The organism is Thermoanaerobacterium calidifontis (assembly GCF_055381745.1).
The window spans coordinates 1,681,479-1,697,995 of the sequence record NZ_AP042436.1 but is presented as its reverse complement, the minus strand read 5'-3'; the positions used below and the strand labels follow the sequence as shown (position 1 = coordinate 1,697,995).

Here is a 16,517-nt window from a genome sequence, read left to right as displayed (position 1 = left end):
ATTGGAGGGTATAAAATGTTACAAAAAGAAGCGACGAAAAATCAGCAGATGGAGGTAAAAAGTTCTTCTAAAGAATATACATGCCCTGATTGTGGTGCACAGTTAGTTCCTGAAAGCGGATGTATTTACTGCCCATTTTGCGGTTACAGTGAATGCCACTAATTACCTATATTCCCATCAGTTTAATATGGACATATACAAGCATTCCCCTTATAATTAAAGTAAAATATGCCGAATCCCCGAAAAGGGGTACGGGGGATTTTTCTTTGGGGTGAATCCACTTAGGTGGTAGGGCGGCCCTTTGCCCGAACCCGTCAACTAACCTCGGAGGCAAAAGGGGGATTTTTATGTTAAAAAAATGTATTAAGGTAAAGCCTCTCATTGCATCATTGGCAGCGGCTCTTTTATTTTCTCAGACGGCATTTGCGGCAACGTATACTGTAAAACCTGGTGATAGCCTATACAAGATAGGCTTAAATTATGGTACAACATACAATCAAATAATGAAGCTTAACAATCTCAGTGATACAGTAATATATCCCGGACAGGTATTGGTTGTACCTGGCAGTGACAACACATATACAGTCCAAAAAGGCGATAGTTTATACTTAATTGCCACAAAATATGGTACTACTGTAGATGCTTTAAAAAATGTAAATGGTTTAACAGGTGATATGATTTATCCGGGGCAAGTTTTTGTCATACCAACGTCTACGTCTGGTACACCATCAACTTCTTCAAGTATAAGAAGCGATGTAACTGCAAACAGAGGTTCAGTCCAAAGAGGTGTTATTTCATACACAAATGCCGATTTGGATCTTCTATCAAGGCTTATAAATGCGGAAGCTGGTGGTGAACCATATCAGGCTAAAGTTGCTGTTGGTGCCGTGATAGTAAATAGGGTAAAAAGCGGTATATTTCCTAACACAATACAAGGCGTAATATATCAAGTCGATAGCAATGGTTACTATCAATTTACGCCTGTTGAAAACGGCTGGATAAATGTACCTGCCACGCCAGACTCAATAAGTGCTGCGAGAGATGCCTTAAATGGTGTAGATCCTACAAACGGCGCACTTTATTACTTTGACAACAGCAATACCAATCAGTGGCTTTGGTCATTGCCGGTTGCATTAAAAGTAGGCAATATGGTATTTTCTTATGCAAGATAAAAATGATTGCTAATGAGAGGCTAAGAGGAGCAAAATGGATACCGAAAGGTATCCATTTTGCTTTCTATAGAGTTTTTGCTTCGTACAAAGTGATAAAACCAAATATTATAAAAATGAACGCTGATATGTAGTGCAAAAGCTTTGTTGGCAATTTCTTGCCTAAATAAACTCCCAATACGATTCCAATGACATCGGCTATGAAAATTCCAGCAGTAGCGCCTAATAAAACAAATACAGGATTTTTGTATGTGGCAGTAAGTGCTAATGTCGAAAGCTGCGTCTTATCTCCAAATTCTGAAATAAAATATGTACTTATTATGGTGAAAACTGGACCGTATTTGGATTTTCTGATTTTTTCATGCCCTTCATGACCATTTTTTAATGTTATCAACCCAAAAATTAAAAAAGATATGGCAGCCAACAGCTTCACGTATTTTATCGGTATGTACTCTGTAATAAATGAGCCGAACAAAACCGCAATACCCATATTTAAAAGGGCAGCCACTAATATGCTTATTAAAACAGTTCTGGCTTTTATAAATGTGGCAAATGCCATAGCCATAAACTGTGACTTGTCGCCCATTTCAGATGCAAAAACGAGAATAAAAGACGATATTAAAGCATTCATCAAATCTGCCTCCTTGTAATTAGTATGCCAAAAAAATAAAACCTATTACATAATATGTGAACATATTACGTAAAGGTCTCATTCTTTAAGGCAAAGCCAGGTTAAAACCAGCATGTTGACTTTGCCACATATTCATATATGTGAACTACTCCCCTTTACATAGATAGATTATATAATATTTTTAGAAGACATCTACTTCATTATATAATAAGTCAAAAAATTATGTCAATGCAATTTGTTTCCTTTTCTAATTTTTTTCTTGTTTATTAATTTTATTATGCCTCCGTAAATGAGGGAAATACCAATTATAGCTGGTATTATAAATGCTATTACATTTAGCACATCTGTTTCATCGATTACGGCGATTATCATGGGAATCAGTACTATCAAGCCAATAATTATTTGTATAAAAGGATATTTGCCAACTCCTTTTATGGGTTCAGGAATCCGTCCTGTTCCAATATAATAGCCAGGGTTGTACTGGTTTTCCTCCCATTCTTTCAAATCATCTAATTCATTCTCAAATTCATTTTTTTTATTCGGCTCATTGTCTTTCATAAATAACACCTCATTGAAACATTCTAACTTTAGAATTATTATACAACTTTAAATTATTAATTCAATATGAAGCCGGGGGACCAATGGATTTTATTCTTGTAGTCTACAATGAGGTGTCTTCAAAAACTCTCCTTTTTTATTCATAGCCATATTTACCTCTTTTGTCTTTTAGCTTGCATAATTATAAAACATATATTCTACAAAAATTTAGAAATTCCTCCTAAATCGTATGTAAAAATTATTTACAAAAGCACATTATTGATGGTATAATATTATTAGGTAAAAGTTCGAAGCTCGAACTAATTTTTTAAAGATATTTAGTTCGGACTAAGAACTAATTTGGGAGGTGATAGATTGACGCAGTATCGAAAGGGCACCAATTATCTTATCAAAAATATAAACACGGCAAATGTTTTGGATGTCATTAAAAAAATGCAGCCAATCTCTCGCGTGAAAATCTCAAAAATCCTTAATATGAGCAAATCTACTGTATCTGGAATAGTAGATGAATTGATAAAGGAAGGACTTGTAAGTGAGGAGGGATTTGGAAATACCGCGTCTGCAGGCAGAAAACCTATTGAGCTTACATTTAACCCGAATGCGAAATTTTCAATAGGCATCGATATAGAATCGACGAATACAATTGGAGTGCTTACAAATTTGGAAGGAAAAATAATAAAAAAGATAAAAAGACCTACAGGAATAAAAGAAAAAGCTTTCCTAAACACAGTCAAAATCATTAAGGAATTATTAGAATATCAAGATGATATTGCAGGAATAGGAGTTGGAGCTCCTGGTATAACAAATATAGAAAAAGGAACAGTGTACGCACCGGGGCTTTCATGGGTTGACTTTAACCTTCTTTCTAAGTTGAAAGAAACGTTTGACTATGACATATTTATAGACAACAGCGTTAATTACGCAGCATTGGGTGAAAGATGGATTGGTTCATGCAAAGATGTCAACAATTTTGTGCTCGTGACGATAGGAAATGGCATTGGTTCTGGAATATACATTAACGGCAAATTAGTAAGGGGACACAAATATTCAGCAGGGGAAGTTGGCTACATGGCTATAGGCAGAGATGTTTTAGGCAAAAAGTATTTCTATGAAGATTACGGGTACTTTGAAAGCAAAGCATCGCTTTTAGGTCTTGTCTCCACATTAAAGAATATGTCGAATGGAAAATTTGATACGATAGAAGATTTTGTTAATGGATATTTGACAAAAGATGAAATTTGCATCAAAGCTTTTGAAGAATTTATAGAAAATTTAAGCATGGGTTTTGCCAACATTATTAGCATATTAAATCCGGAGCTAATAGTAATAGCAGGCGATGTGATAAACTTAGGCATCGATATAGTAGATAGTATAAAAAAGCTTGTTGAGAAAATGGTTCCATTTGATGCAAAAATCATATATACAAAGTTAAACGAAGATGCTGCTGCTATAGGAGCATCTGCAGATGTCCTTCTAAAGACAAATTACTTAATATTAATATAAAATGAAAGGATGATTATTGTGAGATTAATAATAACAAATGATTATGATGAAATGAGCAGAGCTGCAGCGGAAATCATAAAAGAACAGGTAAACAGAAAAGCGAATTCTGTATTAGGTCTTGCCACAGGTTCTACACCGCTTGGAACTTATAAAGAGCTAATTAATATGTACAAGAATGGAGAAATTGATTTTTCTTATGTCATAACATTTAACCTTGATGAATATGTAGGATTGCCTGATGACCATCCTCAAAGTTATCACTACTTTATGTATGAAAATTTATTCAACCACATTAATATAAAAAAGGAAAACATTCATATTCCAAATGGCGTTTCGGATGATTTTGATAGAGATTGTAGGTTGTACGATGAAGCGATAGAAAAGTTTGGAGAAATTGATCTTCAATTGTTGGGTTTAGGTGTAAATGGTCATATTGGTTTTAATGAGCCTGATGACTATATAAATACAAAGACGCACATAGTAGATCTGGCAGAAGAAACTATAAATGCAAATAAGAGGTTTTTTAAAAGCATTGACGATGTTCCGAGAAAGGCAGTCACGATGGGGCTTGGCACCATAATGAAATCGAAGAAAATTTTACTTCTGGCATCTGGTAAAAACAAAGCAAAGGCTATAAAAGAAACTTTAAATGGCTATCTTACAACAGATGTCCCATCAACTGTTTTATCGTTACATCCTGATGTTACAGTTGTAATAGACAGCGATGCTGCATCTTTAGTAGATTTAGAAAAAGCAAGAGAGAATGTCGATATCATTTCAAAGCTATAAACAATCGTTTATAGCTTTATTTGTTTTTAAAAATTCGATGTAGTATAATTAAGTTAAACAACCCCTCTATAGGGGGTAAGGGGGATTTAAGTGTCTTTATTTGCAGCGTTTTTAGGTGGGATTGTTTCATTTTTTTCACCATGCATTTTACCGCTAATACCAGTTTATGTGACGTATATTTTCGGCGGCAAGAAGAAAAATTTTTTCAATTTATTTTTATTTGTGTTAGGCTTTAGCATCGTTTTTGTTCTCATGGGAGCTACAGCCAGTCAATTGGGAAAATTTTTTGTTTCATACAAAGTTCTATTTAGAAAAGCCAGTGGCATAATAATATTATTATTTGGACTTTATATGATGGGTATCATAAAGCCGGCTTTTCTGAGTAGGGAAGTAAAATTTAATATTTCCAGCAAAAAGGAGGGGTATATTAGCAGTTTCATTTTTGGCATAGCTTTTGCTTCTGGATGGACACCATGCGTTGGTCCTATACTTGCGACTATCCTTTTATATGCAGGTGAACAAAACACTGTATCAATAGGAATTTTTCTGCTGTTTGCTTACTCGTTAGGGATTGGTATTCCTTTTATAGTTGCTGCAATACTAATTGATAAATTTAAAGCATTTTACAAAAAGATAAATTTTATTATGCCGTATATTGAAAAAATTGGCGGTTTGTTTTTGGTAATTTTTGGAGTTTTAATGTATTTTAATCTTATTATAAGGTTTGAAAGCTACATTAATATTTTGAGGTGATTTAAGTGAAATCAAATAAGAAGAAGTCAAAGAGCAGCAACAAAAATGTGATATTGGCTGTTTCAATAGTTTTAGTCTTGATTTTGGGAATATCAATTTACTTTTTAAACAATTACGTAGTGTCAAGCCAAGCAAAGAATCAAAGTGCGGATAATGCCATCAACAATGCTCAAGTAGGCATCGAAAAAGGCGATTTAGCACCAGATTTTACGCTAAAAGATGTAAATGGAAAAACAGTAACACTGTCAAAATTAAAAGGTAAAAAGGTTATATTAAATTTCTGGGCTACAACATGTCCATATTGTAAGATTGAGATGCCTGAATTAAACAAGTTTTACCAGAATAACAAAAATGATGTTGTTCTATTGGCGATAGATATTGGCGAAGATAAATCGACTGTTGAAAATTATCTTGAAGGAAAGGGATATGGCTTTGATGTTCTTTTAGACGGCGATGCAAAAGTAGCTATGGATTACAAGGTACAATTTATACCGATGTCATTTTTTATTGATAAAGATGGCATCATAAGGGCTGTAAGCAATGGCGCAATGACGTACGATGAGGTAGATCAGTATTTTAAGACAATATCTCAATAATTATTGACAATTTGTTAAAAAGGTGGTATATTTAATTTAGCAATAACCCATATACCGGGGGTATAGTATAAGGAGGGATAATGGATGAAACCTATCAATGTAACAGATATGAACTTTGATGCTGAGGTGTATAATTCCGATAAGCCTGTTTTGGTCGACTTTTGGGCTGCATGGTGTGGACCTTGCAGAATGATGTCGCCTGTATTGGAAGAATTTGCAGAGGAATATTCTGATAAAATAAAGGTTGTGAAATTAAATGTTGACGAGAATCCTTTGATTGCATCACAATATAGGATAATGAGCATTCCGACATTAGGTGTTTTTCAAAATGGACAATTAGTTGATAAAGTTATCGGATTTATGCCAAAAGAACAATTAGAATACAGGCTTGCAAGATATATAGATGCACAGGTATAAGTTTGTGAAAGATCTATAAAAAGATACCATAATTTAGATTGTGGTATCTTTTTTCATTTATTCTTCACAATTGTAATGTATAATATATCTGAGGTGTTTTGTGATGAAAATACTGGTAATAGATGATGAAGAGAAAATCTTGGATGTTATAAAAGCGTATCTTGAAAAGGAAGGGTACACCGTTTTAACTGAGACTAACGGTGCCAATGCTTTAAATACTTTTAAAACTGTAAATCCAGATTTGGTCATATTAGATTTAATGCTGCCAGGCATGTCCGGCGAAGAAATATGCAGAAAAATAAGAGCTTTATCAAAGGTGCCAATTTTAATGCTTACTGCTAAAGTAAGTGAAGATGATAAGGTATATGGCTTTACAATTGGTGCAGATGATTACTTAACGAAGCCATTTAGCCCTCGAGAGTTGACGATGAGAGTTAAGGCTATACTTAGAAGGACAAAGAATGATCTGCCATTAAATGATATATTCATGTTTAATGATGGCGATCTTGTAATTGACACAAGATCATACGAGGTGAAGAAGAAAGGTAGGATTGTCAATTTAACGCCAAATGAGTACAAGTTGTTGACTGTGATGGCGCAAAATCCCAACAAGGTATTTACGAGAAGCGAGCTTATTGAAAAGGCTTTTGGCTACGATTTTGATGGTTTCGATAGGACGATAGACGCTCATATAAAAAACTTGAGGCAAAAGATAGAAGATGATCCTAAAAATCCAACATATATAAAAACTGTGTATGGGGCAGGTTATAAATTTGGTGAAGAAAATGATTAAAAATGATATAAGAACTAAAACTGCTGTATCGTTTATATCTATTGCTTTATTATCGATAGTCGTATTCAGCATTACCATAAATATTTTAATAATAAATAATTTTGGAATTTACATTAAACAGTCAGCAAATGTGCAGTTTGACAACATTGCTTCATCAATCGCTGAAACGTACAAGGAGACGGGCAGTTGGAATGAGACAGGTAGCAGAATGGCACATACTCTAATGATGAGTGGGTATGACATTGTGGTTAGGGATTTGAAAGGCAATATAGTCATTAAGACGCCATCAATGCTTTCAATGATGGGCATGGCAAGTAGTAGCAAAATGTCAACCCAAACCCTCCCGATAGTTGTAGATGGCAAAAAGGTTGCCTATGTTGATATAACGTATAGCGGCACTATGCCTATGAGCAAACTGGATTATAAGTTTTTGTACGATGTGAATAAATATATCGCATTAATAACAATATTGACGATTGCATTGGTGCTGATAATAAGCATATATGTCGCAAAATATCTTACAAAGCCTATTTTGAATATAGCAAAAGTAGCAAGTAAATTAGAAAGTGGAGATTACGACGTCAGAGTAGAAGAAATACCAAAAGAGGAGGAATTGCTTGCATTAACTGCCGCCATAAATCATCTTGGCGCATCATTAAAAAGTCAAGGGATGCTAAGAGCACAGTTGACGCAAAATATAGCACATGAATTGAGAACGCCTTTGTCAACCCTTAAAAGTCATTTAGAGGCTATAATTGACGGTGTTTGGGAGCCATCTAAAGAAAGGATTGTAAGCCTTTATGAAGAAGTAGTAAGATTGTCTAATCTCATAAATGATATTGAATTATTGAATAAAATAGAAATTGACAATCTAAAGATAAATAAAGCAAGATTCAATTTGTCGGAATTGATTAAAAGTTTATTGATAAATTACGAAAGCATTTTTATCAATAAAAATCAGCATTTGGAGAAAAATATTGAAGATGACATTTTTGTGGTTGCAGACAAAGATAGAATATCAGAGGTACTGATTAATCTGCTTGTAAATGCTAATAAATACACAGGTGAAGGTGGAAACATAAAAGTAAAACTGTATAACGAAGGACAATTTGCAGTGATTACAGTTTCTGACAACGGCATAGGCATACCGAAAGAAGATTTGCCTTTTATATACGAAAGATTTTACAGGAGTGAAAAGTCACGAAGCAGGGATTATGGTGGCAGCGGCTTAGGGTTATCAATTGCTAAGGCTATAATAAAAGCTCATAATGGTACTATAAATGTTGAAAGTATTTTAAATGAAGGGACAAAATTCACAGTGAAATTGCCGATAATTAATTAAAATTCATGAATTCTTCACAATTTTGTCATATAATAGATTTGAAGGAGGATGATATTATGATGTGGGGATTAATGAATGGATGGGGTTACGGTGGAGGCATAATTTTTGGCCTCATCTGGATGATACTTCAAGTTGTAATAGTAGTTGGTGCTATATATTTCATTGTTTCACTGTTTCAGAACAAAAAAGGCTCACAAAGAGGCAGTGATGCGCTTGAAATCTTAAAAGAGAGATATGCAAGAGGAGAGATAAGCGAAGAAGAATATAAAGAGCGCAAAAGAAACTTAGAAGAAAAATAATTTATAAAAAAGAGCTCTACTTGTTGTAGGGCTCTTTATGCTGTTATATTCAATATCTGCAAATCGTTGACTACTTTTATATATTCCACATTTGGATCTTCTGTTCCTTGAATGCTTAGCTTGGCATTTTTCATTTCAATTACATATTCTATAATTTCTCTGGTTATCCTTTCTCCAGGACATAATATTGGGATACCGGGAGGATATGCCATTAGAAATTCCGAGCTAATCTGCCCAATGCTTTCTTCCAAAGGCAAGGCGATATTAGAACATTCAAACGCATATCTGGGGGATAAGACCATTTCTGGTATCTCTGGTATATCTAAAGCTTTCGACATTTCTACATTGTCCTTGTACAGTGTCTCACTGATTTCCCTCAATGCCCTTATAAGGTAATCTACATTCTCTTTTGTGTCGCCTATGGAAAATACACACAATGTATTGTACATATCGGCTAATTCTGGTTGAATGTAGTATTTTTTCGCCAGTATATCTTCTAATTCATGACCTGTTATGCCAAGGCCTTTAGCAGTAATAGTGATTTTTGTCGGGTCAAAATCATACGCTCCATCTCGCCCTACAATTTCGTTTCCGAAACAATAAAGACCGTTTATATTGTTGATCTCTCGACGAGCGTATTCTGCAAGTTCAATTGTCCTGTCCAATAATTCTTTTCCTTCTGTTACCATCTGCATTCTTGCAACATCAAGTGATGCTAATAAAATGTAAGAGGGACTTGTGGTCTGTAACAGGCTCATAACTTGCTTCACTCTATTTATGTCAATCCTTTTTGACTTGACGTGCAACATAGAGCTTTGCGTCATAGAGCCTATTATCTTATGAGTGCTTTGTGCGCAGATGTCAGCACCTGCTTCCATAGCTGAAATAGGAAGTTTTTCGTTGAATTTTAGGTGTGGTCCATGGGCCTCATCCACCATCAGTACAGCTCCGTAGTCATGGACTATTTCAGCAATTTTTACAATGTCTGCAGAAACACCATAGTAAGTCGGATTTATAATTAAAACAGCCTTTGCATCAGGATTGTTTCTTAATGCTTCCTCTACAGTTTCAGGAGTCACATTAAGAGCAACGCCTACATTTTTATCAACTTCAGGTTGCATATAAACTGGGATAGCACCACTTAAGATAATACCTGATGTAACAGATTTGTGAATGTTTCTTGGAACAATTATTTTTTCATTTTCTCCCATAACACTTAGGATCATAGCCTGAATAGCTCCCGATGTCCCATGGATGCAAAAAAATGTAGCATCGGCACCAAAAGCATCGGCAGCTAATTCCTGAGCTTTCTTAATGGGACCGGTAGGCTTGTGAAGGCTGTCAACTTGTTCAAACACAGTAACATCCATTGATAATACATTTTTGCCTACAAAATCAAAAAACTTTTTAGCCATTCCATTGCCTTTTTTGTGACCTGGGACATGAAATGGTATGGTGTTGTTGTTGACATACTCCATTAATGCATCGAATAATGGAGTTTCAAAATGATTTAGCTTTTCCAACTTGATAAACACCCTCTTTCATAAGTTTGGCTCCCAGAATAAAAGCCTGAACCTCGTTGCAATCGGTTCGGGCCTTTGCAGAGCGAAAATACACTTTATTATGTTTTCAATTTATTATAAGATATATTTTTTTAGATTTCAATATAATTTTTTTTCTTTTTTAAGTTTTTTGTTATATAATATGCAGAACCGATTAAGATGACATATAGACGTTATAAACAAACTTAATTACAAAGTTATCATTAAATGTTCGGATTTTGTTAGTCAAAATACTTATTGATTTAAGATGTATTATATATTATAATATTACAAAGTTCGTAATTTAGGCTAAATGGGGGAGATATTTTGTGAGTGATGTAAAAAGAATATACGTAGAAAAAAAGCCGCAATACAATATTGAAGCAAAAAAGCTTTTTGATGATCTTAAAAACAATCTCAATATTTCTGGACTTGAAAGAGTAAGGGTAATAAATAGGTATGATGTTTTAGGATTATCTGAAGATATTTTTTTCAAGGCTGTTAATACGATCTTTTCAGAGCCAAATCTTGATGATGTATACATTGAAGATCTGCCATATGAGAAAGATGATAGAGTGTTTGCTATCGAATTTTTACCAGGACAGTATGATCAAAGGGCTGATTCTGCTGAACAATGTATTCAAATACTTACAAACGGCTTTAAACCAAAAGTATTTTGCGGAAAAGTTATAGTTTTAAGTGGTAAATTGACAGATGAGGAATTTGATAAAATAAAAAATTATTGCATTAATCCGGTAGATTCAAGAGAAGCTTCATTAGAGAAAAGAGAAACTGTTGATTTAGAAGTTGATTGTCCCGATGATGTGGAAGTTCTTGATGGCTTTATTGAATCTGATGATGTTTCAATAGAAAAGCTTTATGAGAAGCTAAATTTGGCAATGAGCTTGGGAGATTTTAAATTCTGTCATTCTTATTTTAAAGATGTAGAAAAACGTAATCCTACAATTACAGAGATAAGAGTTATAGATACCTATTGGTCCGATCACTGCCGCCACACCACATTTCTTACAAACATCAATGATGTGAAAATTTGTGATGGGAAATACAATGAACCTATCTTAAAAGCCTTTCATGAATACAAAAACTCCAGAGAATTTGTCTATGGCGAAAGCAAGAAACCAATGTGCCTTATGGACATAGCTACAATAGGGATGAAAGAATTGAGAAAAAGGGGCCTGCTTGACGATCTGGATGAATCTGATGAAAACAATGCATGTAGTATCGTAGTCGATGCCGACATAAATGGTAAAAGCGAGAAATGGCTTGTAATGTTTAAAAATGAAACACATAATCATCCTACAGAAATAGAGCCTTATGGAGGCGCAGCTACTTGTCTTGGAGGAGCGATTAGAGATCCTTTATCAGGCCGGGCCTATGTGTATCAGGCGATGCGTGTTACAGGTTCCGGAGACCCAAGAACGCCAGTTGAGATGACTATAAAAGGCAAATTGCCGCAAAGAAAGATTACTAAGGAAGCAGCCCACGGCTACAGTTCATATGGGAATCAGATAGGACTTTCTACAGGACAAGTTTCAGAGATTTACGACGAAGGATATGTAGCTAAACGAATGGAGATAGGTGCGGTAATAGGTGCAGTTCCTAAGAAAAATGTTTTTAGGGGAAAGCCGGCAGCAGGCGATGTAGTGATTTTGTTGGGTGGTAGGACAGGAAGAGACGGTTGTGGCGGTGCCACAGGTTCTTCAAAAGAACACACGCAAGAATCTATTTATACAAGCGGTGCAGAAGTACAAAAAGGCAATCCTATAACAGAAAGAAAAATTCAAAGATTTTTTAGAAATCCTGATGTTTTAAAAATGATAAAAAAGTGCAATGATTTTGGAGCAGGTGGTGTGTCTGTTGCAATTGGAGAATTAAGTGATGGACTTTTAATTGACCTCGATGCAATACCGAAGAAATACGAAGGTTTAGATGGAACAGAACTTGCTATATCTGAATCACAAGAAAGAATGGCTGTATTAGTTGCACCAGAAGACGCTGAAAAGTTTATAGAGCTTGCAAAAGAAGAAAATTTAGAAGCTACTAAAGTCGCAGAAGTCACAGACGATATGAGAATAAGAATGGTTTGGCTTGGAAAGGTCATTGTGGATATAAGCAGAGAATTTTTAAATACAAATGGAATTTCCCAATTTACAGATGTCACAGTGGACAGCATTAGCTCTGAAAGCTATTTTGAACGGTTAAAATCTGCCCAATCAATGAACAATATAAAGGAATTGTGGCTTAGGAATCTTGAGGATCTGAACGTGTGTAGCCAAAAAGGATTGACTGAGATGTTTGATTCCACAATTGGTGCTTCAACTGTTTTGATGCCATTTGGCGGTTTGTATCAGATGACGCCTTCAGAAGGCATGGCCTCAAAATTACCTGTCGTAGAAGGAGATACAGATACGGCAACATTGATGGCATTTGGATACAATCCTAAACTGTCGAAATGGAGTCCTTTCCATGGTGCTGTTTATGCAATTATTGAAGCGGTATCTAAAATTGTGGCAATGGGTGGTGACTATACAAAAATTAGGTTATCACTTCAAGAGTATTTTGAAAAATTAGGCAAAGACCCTAAAAGGTGGGAAAAACCATTTAGCTCATTGTTAGGTGCTTTATACGCACAGAAAGCTTTAGGCATACCTGCAATTGGCGGTAAAGATAGTATGTCAGGTACTTTTATGGATATGGACGTGCCTCCTACATTGGTAGCATTTGCTGTTGCAACTGCTGATGCAAATAAAGTGATATCTTCGGAATTTAAGAAAAGCGGTGATAAAGTAATAATTATTAAGGCAGAAAGAGATCAGCAAGATTTACCAAATTTCGAAAAACTAAAAAGAAATTTTGATAAGGTCAATGAACTATTAAATGAAAATTTAATATTAGCAGCATCTTCGGTAAAATACGGTGGAATTGCTGAATGCATCACTGAGATGGCTTTTGGGAATATGATAGGTTTCCAATTGGAAGCGAAGATAAGGGATGTGGACTTTTTCGTTTCTGAATACGGCTCTTTAATAATAGAAGTAGATGGTGATTTTGATGATGATAAATATTTAAAAGGAATTGATTATAAAATTTTAGGCAGGACGATTGATGAGCCATATATAATTTTAGAAGATGTGAAAATCCAACTTGATGAAGCGAAAAAGCACTGGGAGAAACCACTTGAGAAAATTTTTCCTACGGTTGTGGAAGAAAACATTAGACAAATACCGGATATTATGTACAACAAAAATAATTCCTTTAAGGCGAACCTTAAAGTAGCAAAACCAAGAGTTTTAATACCAGTTTTTCCTGGTACCAATTGCGAATATGATAGCAAAAAAGCTTTTGAAAAGGCCGGTGCTTTGGTTGAAATGCCTGTTTTTAAGAATTTAACGGGAGCTGATATAAATGAGTCTATCGATGAGCTTGTTAAACTTATAGAGAATTCCCAGATAATCATGTTGCCAGGTGGATTCAGCGCTGGTGATGAACCAGATGGTTCTGGAAAATTCATTGCAACAGTATTTAGAAATCCAAAAGTCAAAGATGCTGTTATGGAATTTTTGAAATATCGTGATGGCTTGATGCTGGGTATATGCAACGGATTCCAAGCACTTATAAAACTTGGATTACTTCCTTATGGAGAGATTCGCGATATTGATACGAGTGATCCGACGCTGACATTTAATACGATCGGTAGACATGTATCATGCTATGTCAGGACAAAGATAACGTCGAATCTTTCACCATGGTTTAACAATGTCAAATGTGGCGACATTCATGTAATACCTGTATCACATGGAGAAGGAAGATTTATTGCAAATGATGATGTTTTAGATATGTTAAAAAAGAATGGGCAAATTGCCACACAATATGTAGACGTGGATGGAAATCCAACAATGGAGATGCCTTACAATCCTAATGGTTCTTATTGGGCCATAGAAAGCATCACAAGCCCTGATGGCAGGATACTTGGTAAGATGGGACATTCTGAGAGAATTGGCAAGAACGTGGCTAAAAATATATACGGCAACAAAGATCAAAAGATATTTGAAGCTGGCGTCGAATATTTTAAATAAGAAACATAAAAGGTTACGATTCTGTAACCTTTTATGTTTCTTCTGTTTTTATCTTGTGAGAGCTTTGGTTCCAGTCTGGTTTTGGACCTCTTAAGTATGATATGAACGATGCTATTAAGCTAAATATCATTGATATCAAAAACGCTTCTCTTAACCCAGATATAAATTGTGCTATGGCAATGCCTTTTGAGCCGACTTGCGTGCCGACGAAAAGAGCTTGCATCGCTTCAGGAGTTATGCTTGATGACACGATTGCCATTGATAATGCTATGCTTATAACTTGTCCAGCGTTGTTCATCATTGTTCTCGTACCGGCAGCAATACCCCTTCTGTCAGATGGGACAGAGCCCATTATTTCGCTTGTATTAGGTGAGAAGAACATGCCGGAGCCAAATCCCATAATAAGCATCCAAACGATAAGCTCTGTAAGTGATGTTTTAGGCGATATTCTCACAAATCCCAATAAGCCGATAGCCGAAATAAAAAGACCTATAGAACTTAATGCTCTTGCACCGTATTTATCAGATAAATATCCGCTTATTGGCGATACGATCATCATAGATAGTGCAAAGGGTGCTAAGAATATTCCTGCCTTTAATGGGTCCATTGCTTTTATTCCTTGAAGGTAGAATATGAGCAAAAATGTTACTGCGCCTCTTGCAATACCGTTAAGCAGTGTGCTTCCAAAAGCAAATGCCAAGATTCTCGATTTAAACAATCTTAAATCCAGCATAGGCTGTTCAGTAGTATTTTCAACATAAACAAATGCCAAAATCAATGCTATTGATATTATGAATAGAGTTATGATTGACTTGTTGTACCACCCTACAAATCCACCGAAAGACAATGCGATTAAAAACAGCAATAATCCAACTGTGAAAAGAAGTGTGCCTTTTAAATCAAATTTTTGGCCTTCAGGTATTTTGTCAAGCTCTTTTAGCTGAATCAATGCCCATAGAGTACCTATAATTCCAAATGGCACATTTATATAGAAGATATACCTCCATCCTAAACTCGTCAAAAAGCCTCCTAATATTGGACCTATTACTGACGCTATGCTGACTACCATGCTGTTTATGCCAAGAGCTTTTCCTAATTCGTTTTTTGGGAAAGCATCTGCTACAATTGCTGTGCTATTTGCGACCATTAAAGAACCGCCAACTGACTGCACTATTCTGTATATAAGCAGTTGCATTCCACTATTTGAAATACCACATAGCAACGAACCAATAGTAAATATGGCAAAACCTGATACGTATAGTTTTTTCCTTCCAAACATATCGGCTATTCTACCGATTGCTGGTACTAATATTGTCAATGAAAGCATATATCCCATTACGATCCACATGATTATACCCATGTTGGTGTTTAATCCCTTCATAATGTCAGGAAGTGATATTAAAAGCATACTGCCATTTAATACGGAAAAAAGGGCTCCAAGAGTGGTACAGGATAATGCTATCCATTTGTAACTGATATTTTTCATATTGTGTTTGCCTCCTTTGATTTTTGCTTTAACTTAGACAAACTTAGTAATAGCTCCTCAAATCTTTGTTTTGCCATCAATAGTTTTTTATTCTTTTCTTCAATCAATTCTATTTGCTTTTCAATTAATTTAGCGTAATTATCGATTGTTTCTGCATCTGCAGTTTCACCAGATAATATGTTTTTGACGTTTTTGTCAAGTTCTAATGCTGCCTTGATTTCAGATAAGCTGAAGCCAAGTGAATCTTTCAGAGATATTATCTTTTGAATTTTTTCTATGTCTTCATCGGTGTACAACCTGTATCCTGAATCTGTCCTTTTAGGCGAAATAAGGTTTAAATCTTCATAATACCTAATGGCCCTTTTTGTCAAACCTGTTTTTATTGAAACATCTTCTATTTTGTAATATTTTTTTTCCATCATAAACCCTCCAACGAATAATTTTACTACTAGTTAACATTAACGTCAAGGTTAATGTAAAATAATTTGATAATTTTCATAAGAAAAAACTTTATAATACGTTATTTGAGGTATAATATATACT

General features: G+C 35.0%; 16 protein-coding genes and 1 riboswitch. Of the genes, 11 read left to right on the top strand and 5 right to left on the bottom strand.

Annotation, left to right across the window (positions count from 1 at the left end):
* Positions 1-15: 15 nt before the first annotated feature.
* Together ACZ42G_RS08915 and ACZ42G_RS08910 are read left to right on the top strand one after the other, a co-directional pair.
* Positions 16-162 (top strand): hypothetical protein, encoded by a 147-nt coding sequence (locus tag ACZ42G_RS08915; protein ID WP_014758495.1) that lies wholly within the window; start codon positions 16-18, stop codon positions 160-162.
* 57 nt (positions 163-219) lie between these two features.
* Positions 220-348, top strand: a riboswitch (cyclic di-AMP (ydaO/yuaA leader).
* Positions 348-1,172 carry a cell wall hydrolase gene (locus tag ACZ42G_RS08910; protein ID WP_464850133.1) on the top strand — a complete coding sequence of 275 codons (825 nt, stop codon included), beginning with the start codon at positions 348-350 and terminating at the stop codon, positions 1,170-1,172. Its footprint overlaps the riboswitch before it by 1 nt.
* Positions 1,173-1,236: 64 nt before the next feature.
* Here the strand turns inward: ACZ42G_RS08910 and ACZ42G_RS08905 are convergent, their stop codons facing one another.
* Both ACZ42G_RS08905 and ACZ42G_RS08900 read right to left on the bottom strand, forming a co-directional pair.
* Complete coding sequence (locus ACZ42G_RS08905) at positions 1,237-1,800, bottom strand: TMEM165/GDT1 family protein (RefSeq protein WP_014758497.1); 564 nt, start codon at positions 1,798-1,800, stop codon at positions 1,237-1,239.
* Between the two features lie 225 nt (positions 1,801-2,025).
* Entirely contained in the window at positions 2,026-2,358 is a 333-nt protein-coding gene (locus ACZ42G_RS08900; protein WP_464850132.1) for a hypothetical protein, read from the bottom strand.
* Between the two features lie 354 nt (positions 2,359-2,712).
* Between ACZ42G_RS08900 and ACZ42G_RS08895 the strand changes: the two genes are divergently transcribed.
* From ACZ42G_RS08895 to ACZ42G_RS08860, 8 genes are all read left to right on the top strand, one after another.
* Positions 2,713-3,861 carry an ROK family transcriptional regulator gene (locus ACZ42G_RS08895; RefSeq protein ID WP_464850131.1) on the top strand — a complete coding sequence of 383 codons (1,149 nt, stop codon included), beginning with the start codon at positions 2,713-2,715 and terminating at the stop codon, positions 3,859-3,861.
* A gap of 18 nt (positions 3,862-3,879) precedes the next feature.
* Entirely contained in the window at positions 3,880-4,650 is a 771-nt protein-coding gene (nagB, locus tag ACZ42G_RS08890) for a glucosamine-6-phosphate deaminase (protein ID WP_464850129.1), read from the top strand.
* Positions 4,651-4,740: 90 nt separating this feature from the next.
* Positions 4,741-5,403: a cytochrome c biogenesis CcdA family protein gene (locus ACZ42G_RS08885; protein ID WP_464850128.1), complete on the top strand. Its 663-nt coding sequence runs from the start codon at positions 4,741-4,743 to the stop codon at positions 5,401-5,403.
* A gap of 5 nt (positions 5,404-5,408) precedes the next feature.
* Positions 5,409-5,999, top strand: a complete 591-nt coding sequence (locus ACZ42G_RS08880; RefSeq protein WP_464850126.1) for a peroxiredoxin family protein — start codon at positions 5,409-5,411, stop codon at positions 5,997-5,999.
* Positions 6,000-6,083: 84 nt separating this feature from the next.
* Positions 6,084-6,416 carry a thioredoxin gene (trxA, locus tag ACZ42G_RS08875; RefSeq protein WP_014758506.1) on the top strand — a complete coding sequence of 111 codons (333 nt, stop codon included), beginning with the start codon at positions 6,084-6,086 and terminating at the stop codon, positions 6,414-6,416.
* Positions 6,417-6,519: 103 nt separating this feature from the next.
* Positions 6,520-7,209: a response regulator transcription factor gene (locus tag ACZ42G_RS08870; protein ID WP_464850125.1), complete on the top strand. Its 690-nt coding sequence runs from the start codon at positions 6,520-6,522 to the stop codon at positions 7,207-7,209.
* Entirely contained in the window at positions 7,202-8,551 is a 1,350-nt protein-coding gene (locus ACZ42G_RS08865; protein WP_464850123.1) for a sensor histidine kinase, read from the top strand. The genes ACZ42G_RS08870 and ACZ42G_RS08865 overlap by 8 nt, the downstream gene beginning before the upstream one ends.
* Positions 8,552-8,607: 56 nt before the next feature.
* Entirely contained in the window at positions 8,608-8,850 is a 243-nt protein-coding gene (locus tag ACZ42G_RS08860; RefSeq protein WP_013787905.1) for an SHOCT domain-containing protein, read from the top strand.
* 35 nt (positions 8,851-8,885) lie between these two features.
* On the opposite strand, the gene ACZ42G_RS08855 is transcribed toward ACZ42G_RS08860, so the two are convergent.
* On the bottom strand, positions 8,886-10,328 hold the full coding sequence (locus tag ACZ42G_RS08855) for an aminotransferase class I/II-fold pyridoxal phosphate-dependent enzyme (protein WP_464852144.1): 1,443 nt from the start codon (positions 10,326-10,328) through the stop codon (positions 8,886-8,888).
* Positions 10,329-10,720: 392 nt separating this feature from the next.
* Between ACZ42G_RS08855 and ACZ42G_RS08850 the strand changes: the two genes are divergently transcribed.
* A complete protein-coding gene (locus tag ACZ42G_RS08850; RefSeq protein ID WP_464850122.1) occupies positions 10,721-14,488 on the top strand; it encodes a phosphoribosylformylglycinamidine synthase in 3,768 nt (1,255 codons plus the stop codon).
* 31 nt (positions 14,489-14,519) lie between these two features.
* On the opposite strand, the gene ACZ42G_RS08845 is transcribed toward ACZ42G_RS08850, so the two are convergent.
* Both ACZ42G_RS08845 and ACZ42G_RS08840 read right to left on the bottom strand, forming a co-directional pair.
* Positions 14,520-15,974, bottom strand: a complete 1,455-nt coding sequence (locus ACZ42G_RS08845; RefSeq protein WP_085112105.1) for an MFS transporter — start codon at positions 15,972-15,974, stop codon at positions 14,520-14,522.
* Positions 15,971-16,393, bottom strand: coding sequence for a MerR family transcriptional regulator (locus tag ACZ42G_RS08840; protein ID WP_464850120.1), 423 nt, complete (start codon positions 16,391-16,393; stop codon positions 15,971-15,973). Before ACZ42G_RS08840 ends, ACZ42G_RS08845 begins: the two co-directional genes overlap by 4 nt.
* Positions 16,394-16,517 lie beyond the last annotated feature (124 nt).

Bases quoted from the DNA above. Each gene is read 5' to 3' on its own strand.
- ACZ42G_RS08915 (WP_014758495.1), top strand. From the start codon at position 16: ATGTTACAAAAAGAAGCGACGAAAAATCAGCAGATGGAGGTAAAAAGT.
- ACZ42G_RS08910 (WP_464850133.1), top strand. From the start codon at position 348: ATGTTAAAAAAATGTATTAAGGTAAAGCCTCTCATTGCATCATTGGCA.
- ACZ42G_RS08905 (WP_014758497.1), bottom strand. From the start codon at position 1,800: ATGAATGCTTTAATATCGTCTTTTATTCTCGTTTTTGCATCTGAAATG.
- ACZ42G_RS08900 (WP_464850132.1), bottom strand. From the start codon at position 2,358: ATGAAAGACAATGAGCCGAATAAAAAAAATGAATTTGAGAATGAATTA.
- trxA (WP_014758506.1), top strand. From the start codon at position 6,084: ATGAAACCTATCAATGTAACAGATATGAACTTTGATGCTGAGGTGTAT.
- ACZ42G_RS08870 (WP_464850125.1), top strand. From the start codon at position 6,520: ATGAAAATACTGGTAATAGATGATGAAGAGAAAATCTTGGATGTTATA.
- ACZ42G_RS08865 (WP_464850123.1), top strand. From the start codon at position 7,202: ATGATTAAAAATGATATAAGAACTAAAACTGCTGTATCGTTTATATCT.
- ACZ42G_RS08860 (WP_013787905.1), top strand. From the start codon at position 8,608: ATGATGTGGGGATTAATGAATGGATGGGGTTACGGTGGAGGCATAATT.
- ACZ42G_RS08855 (WP_464852144.1), bottom strand. From the start codon at position 10,328: ATGGAGTATGTCAACAACAACACCATACCATTTCATGTCCCAGGTCAC.
- ACZ42G_RS08845 (WP_085112105.1), bottom strand. From the start codon at position 15,974: ATGAAAAATATCAGTTACAAATGGATAGCATTATCCTGTACCACTCTT.
- ACZ42G_RS08840 (WP_464850120.1), bottom strand. From the start codon at position 16,393: ATGGAAAAAAAATATTACAAAATAGAAGATGTTTCAATAAAAACAGGT.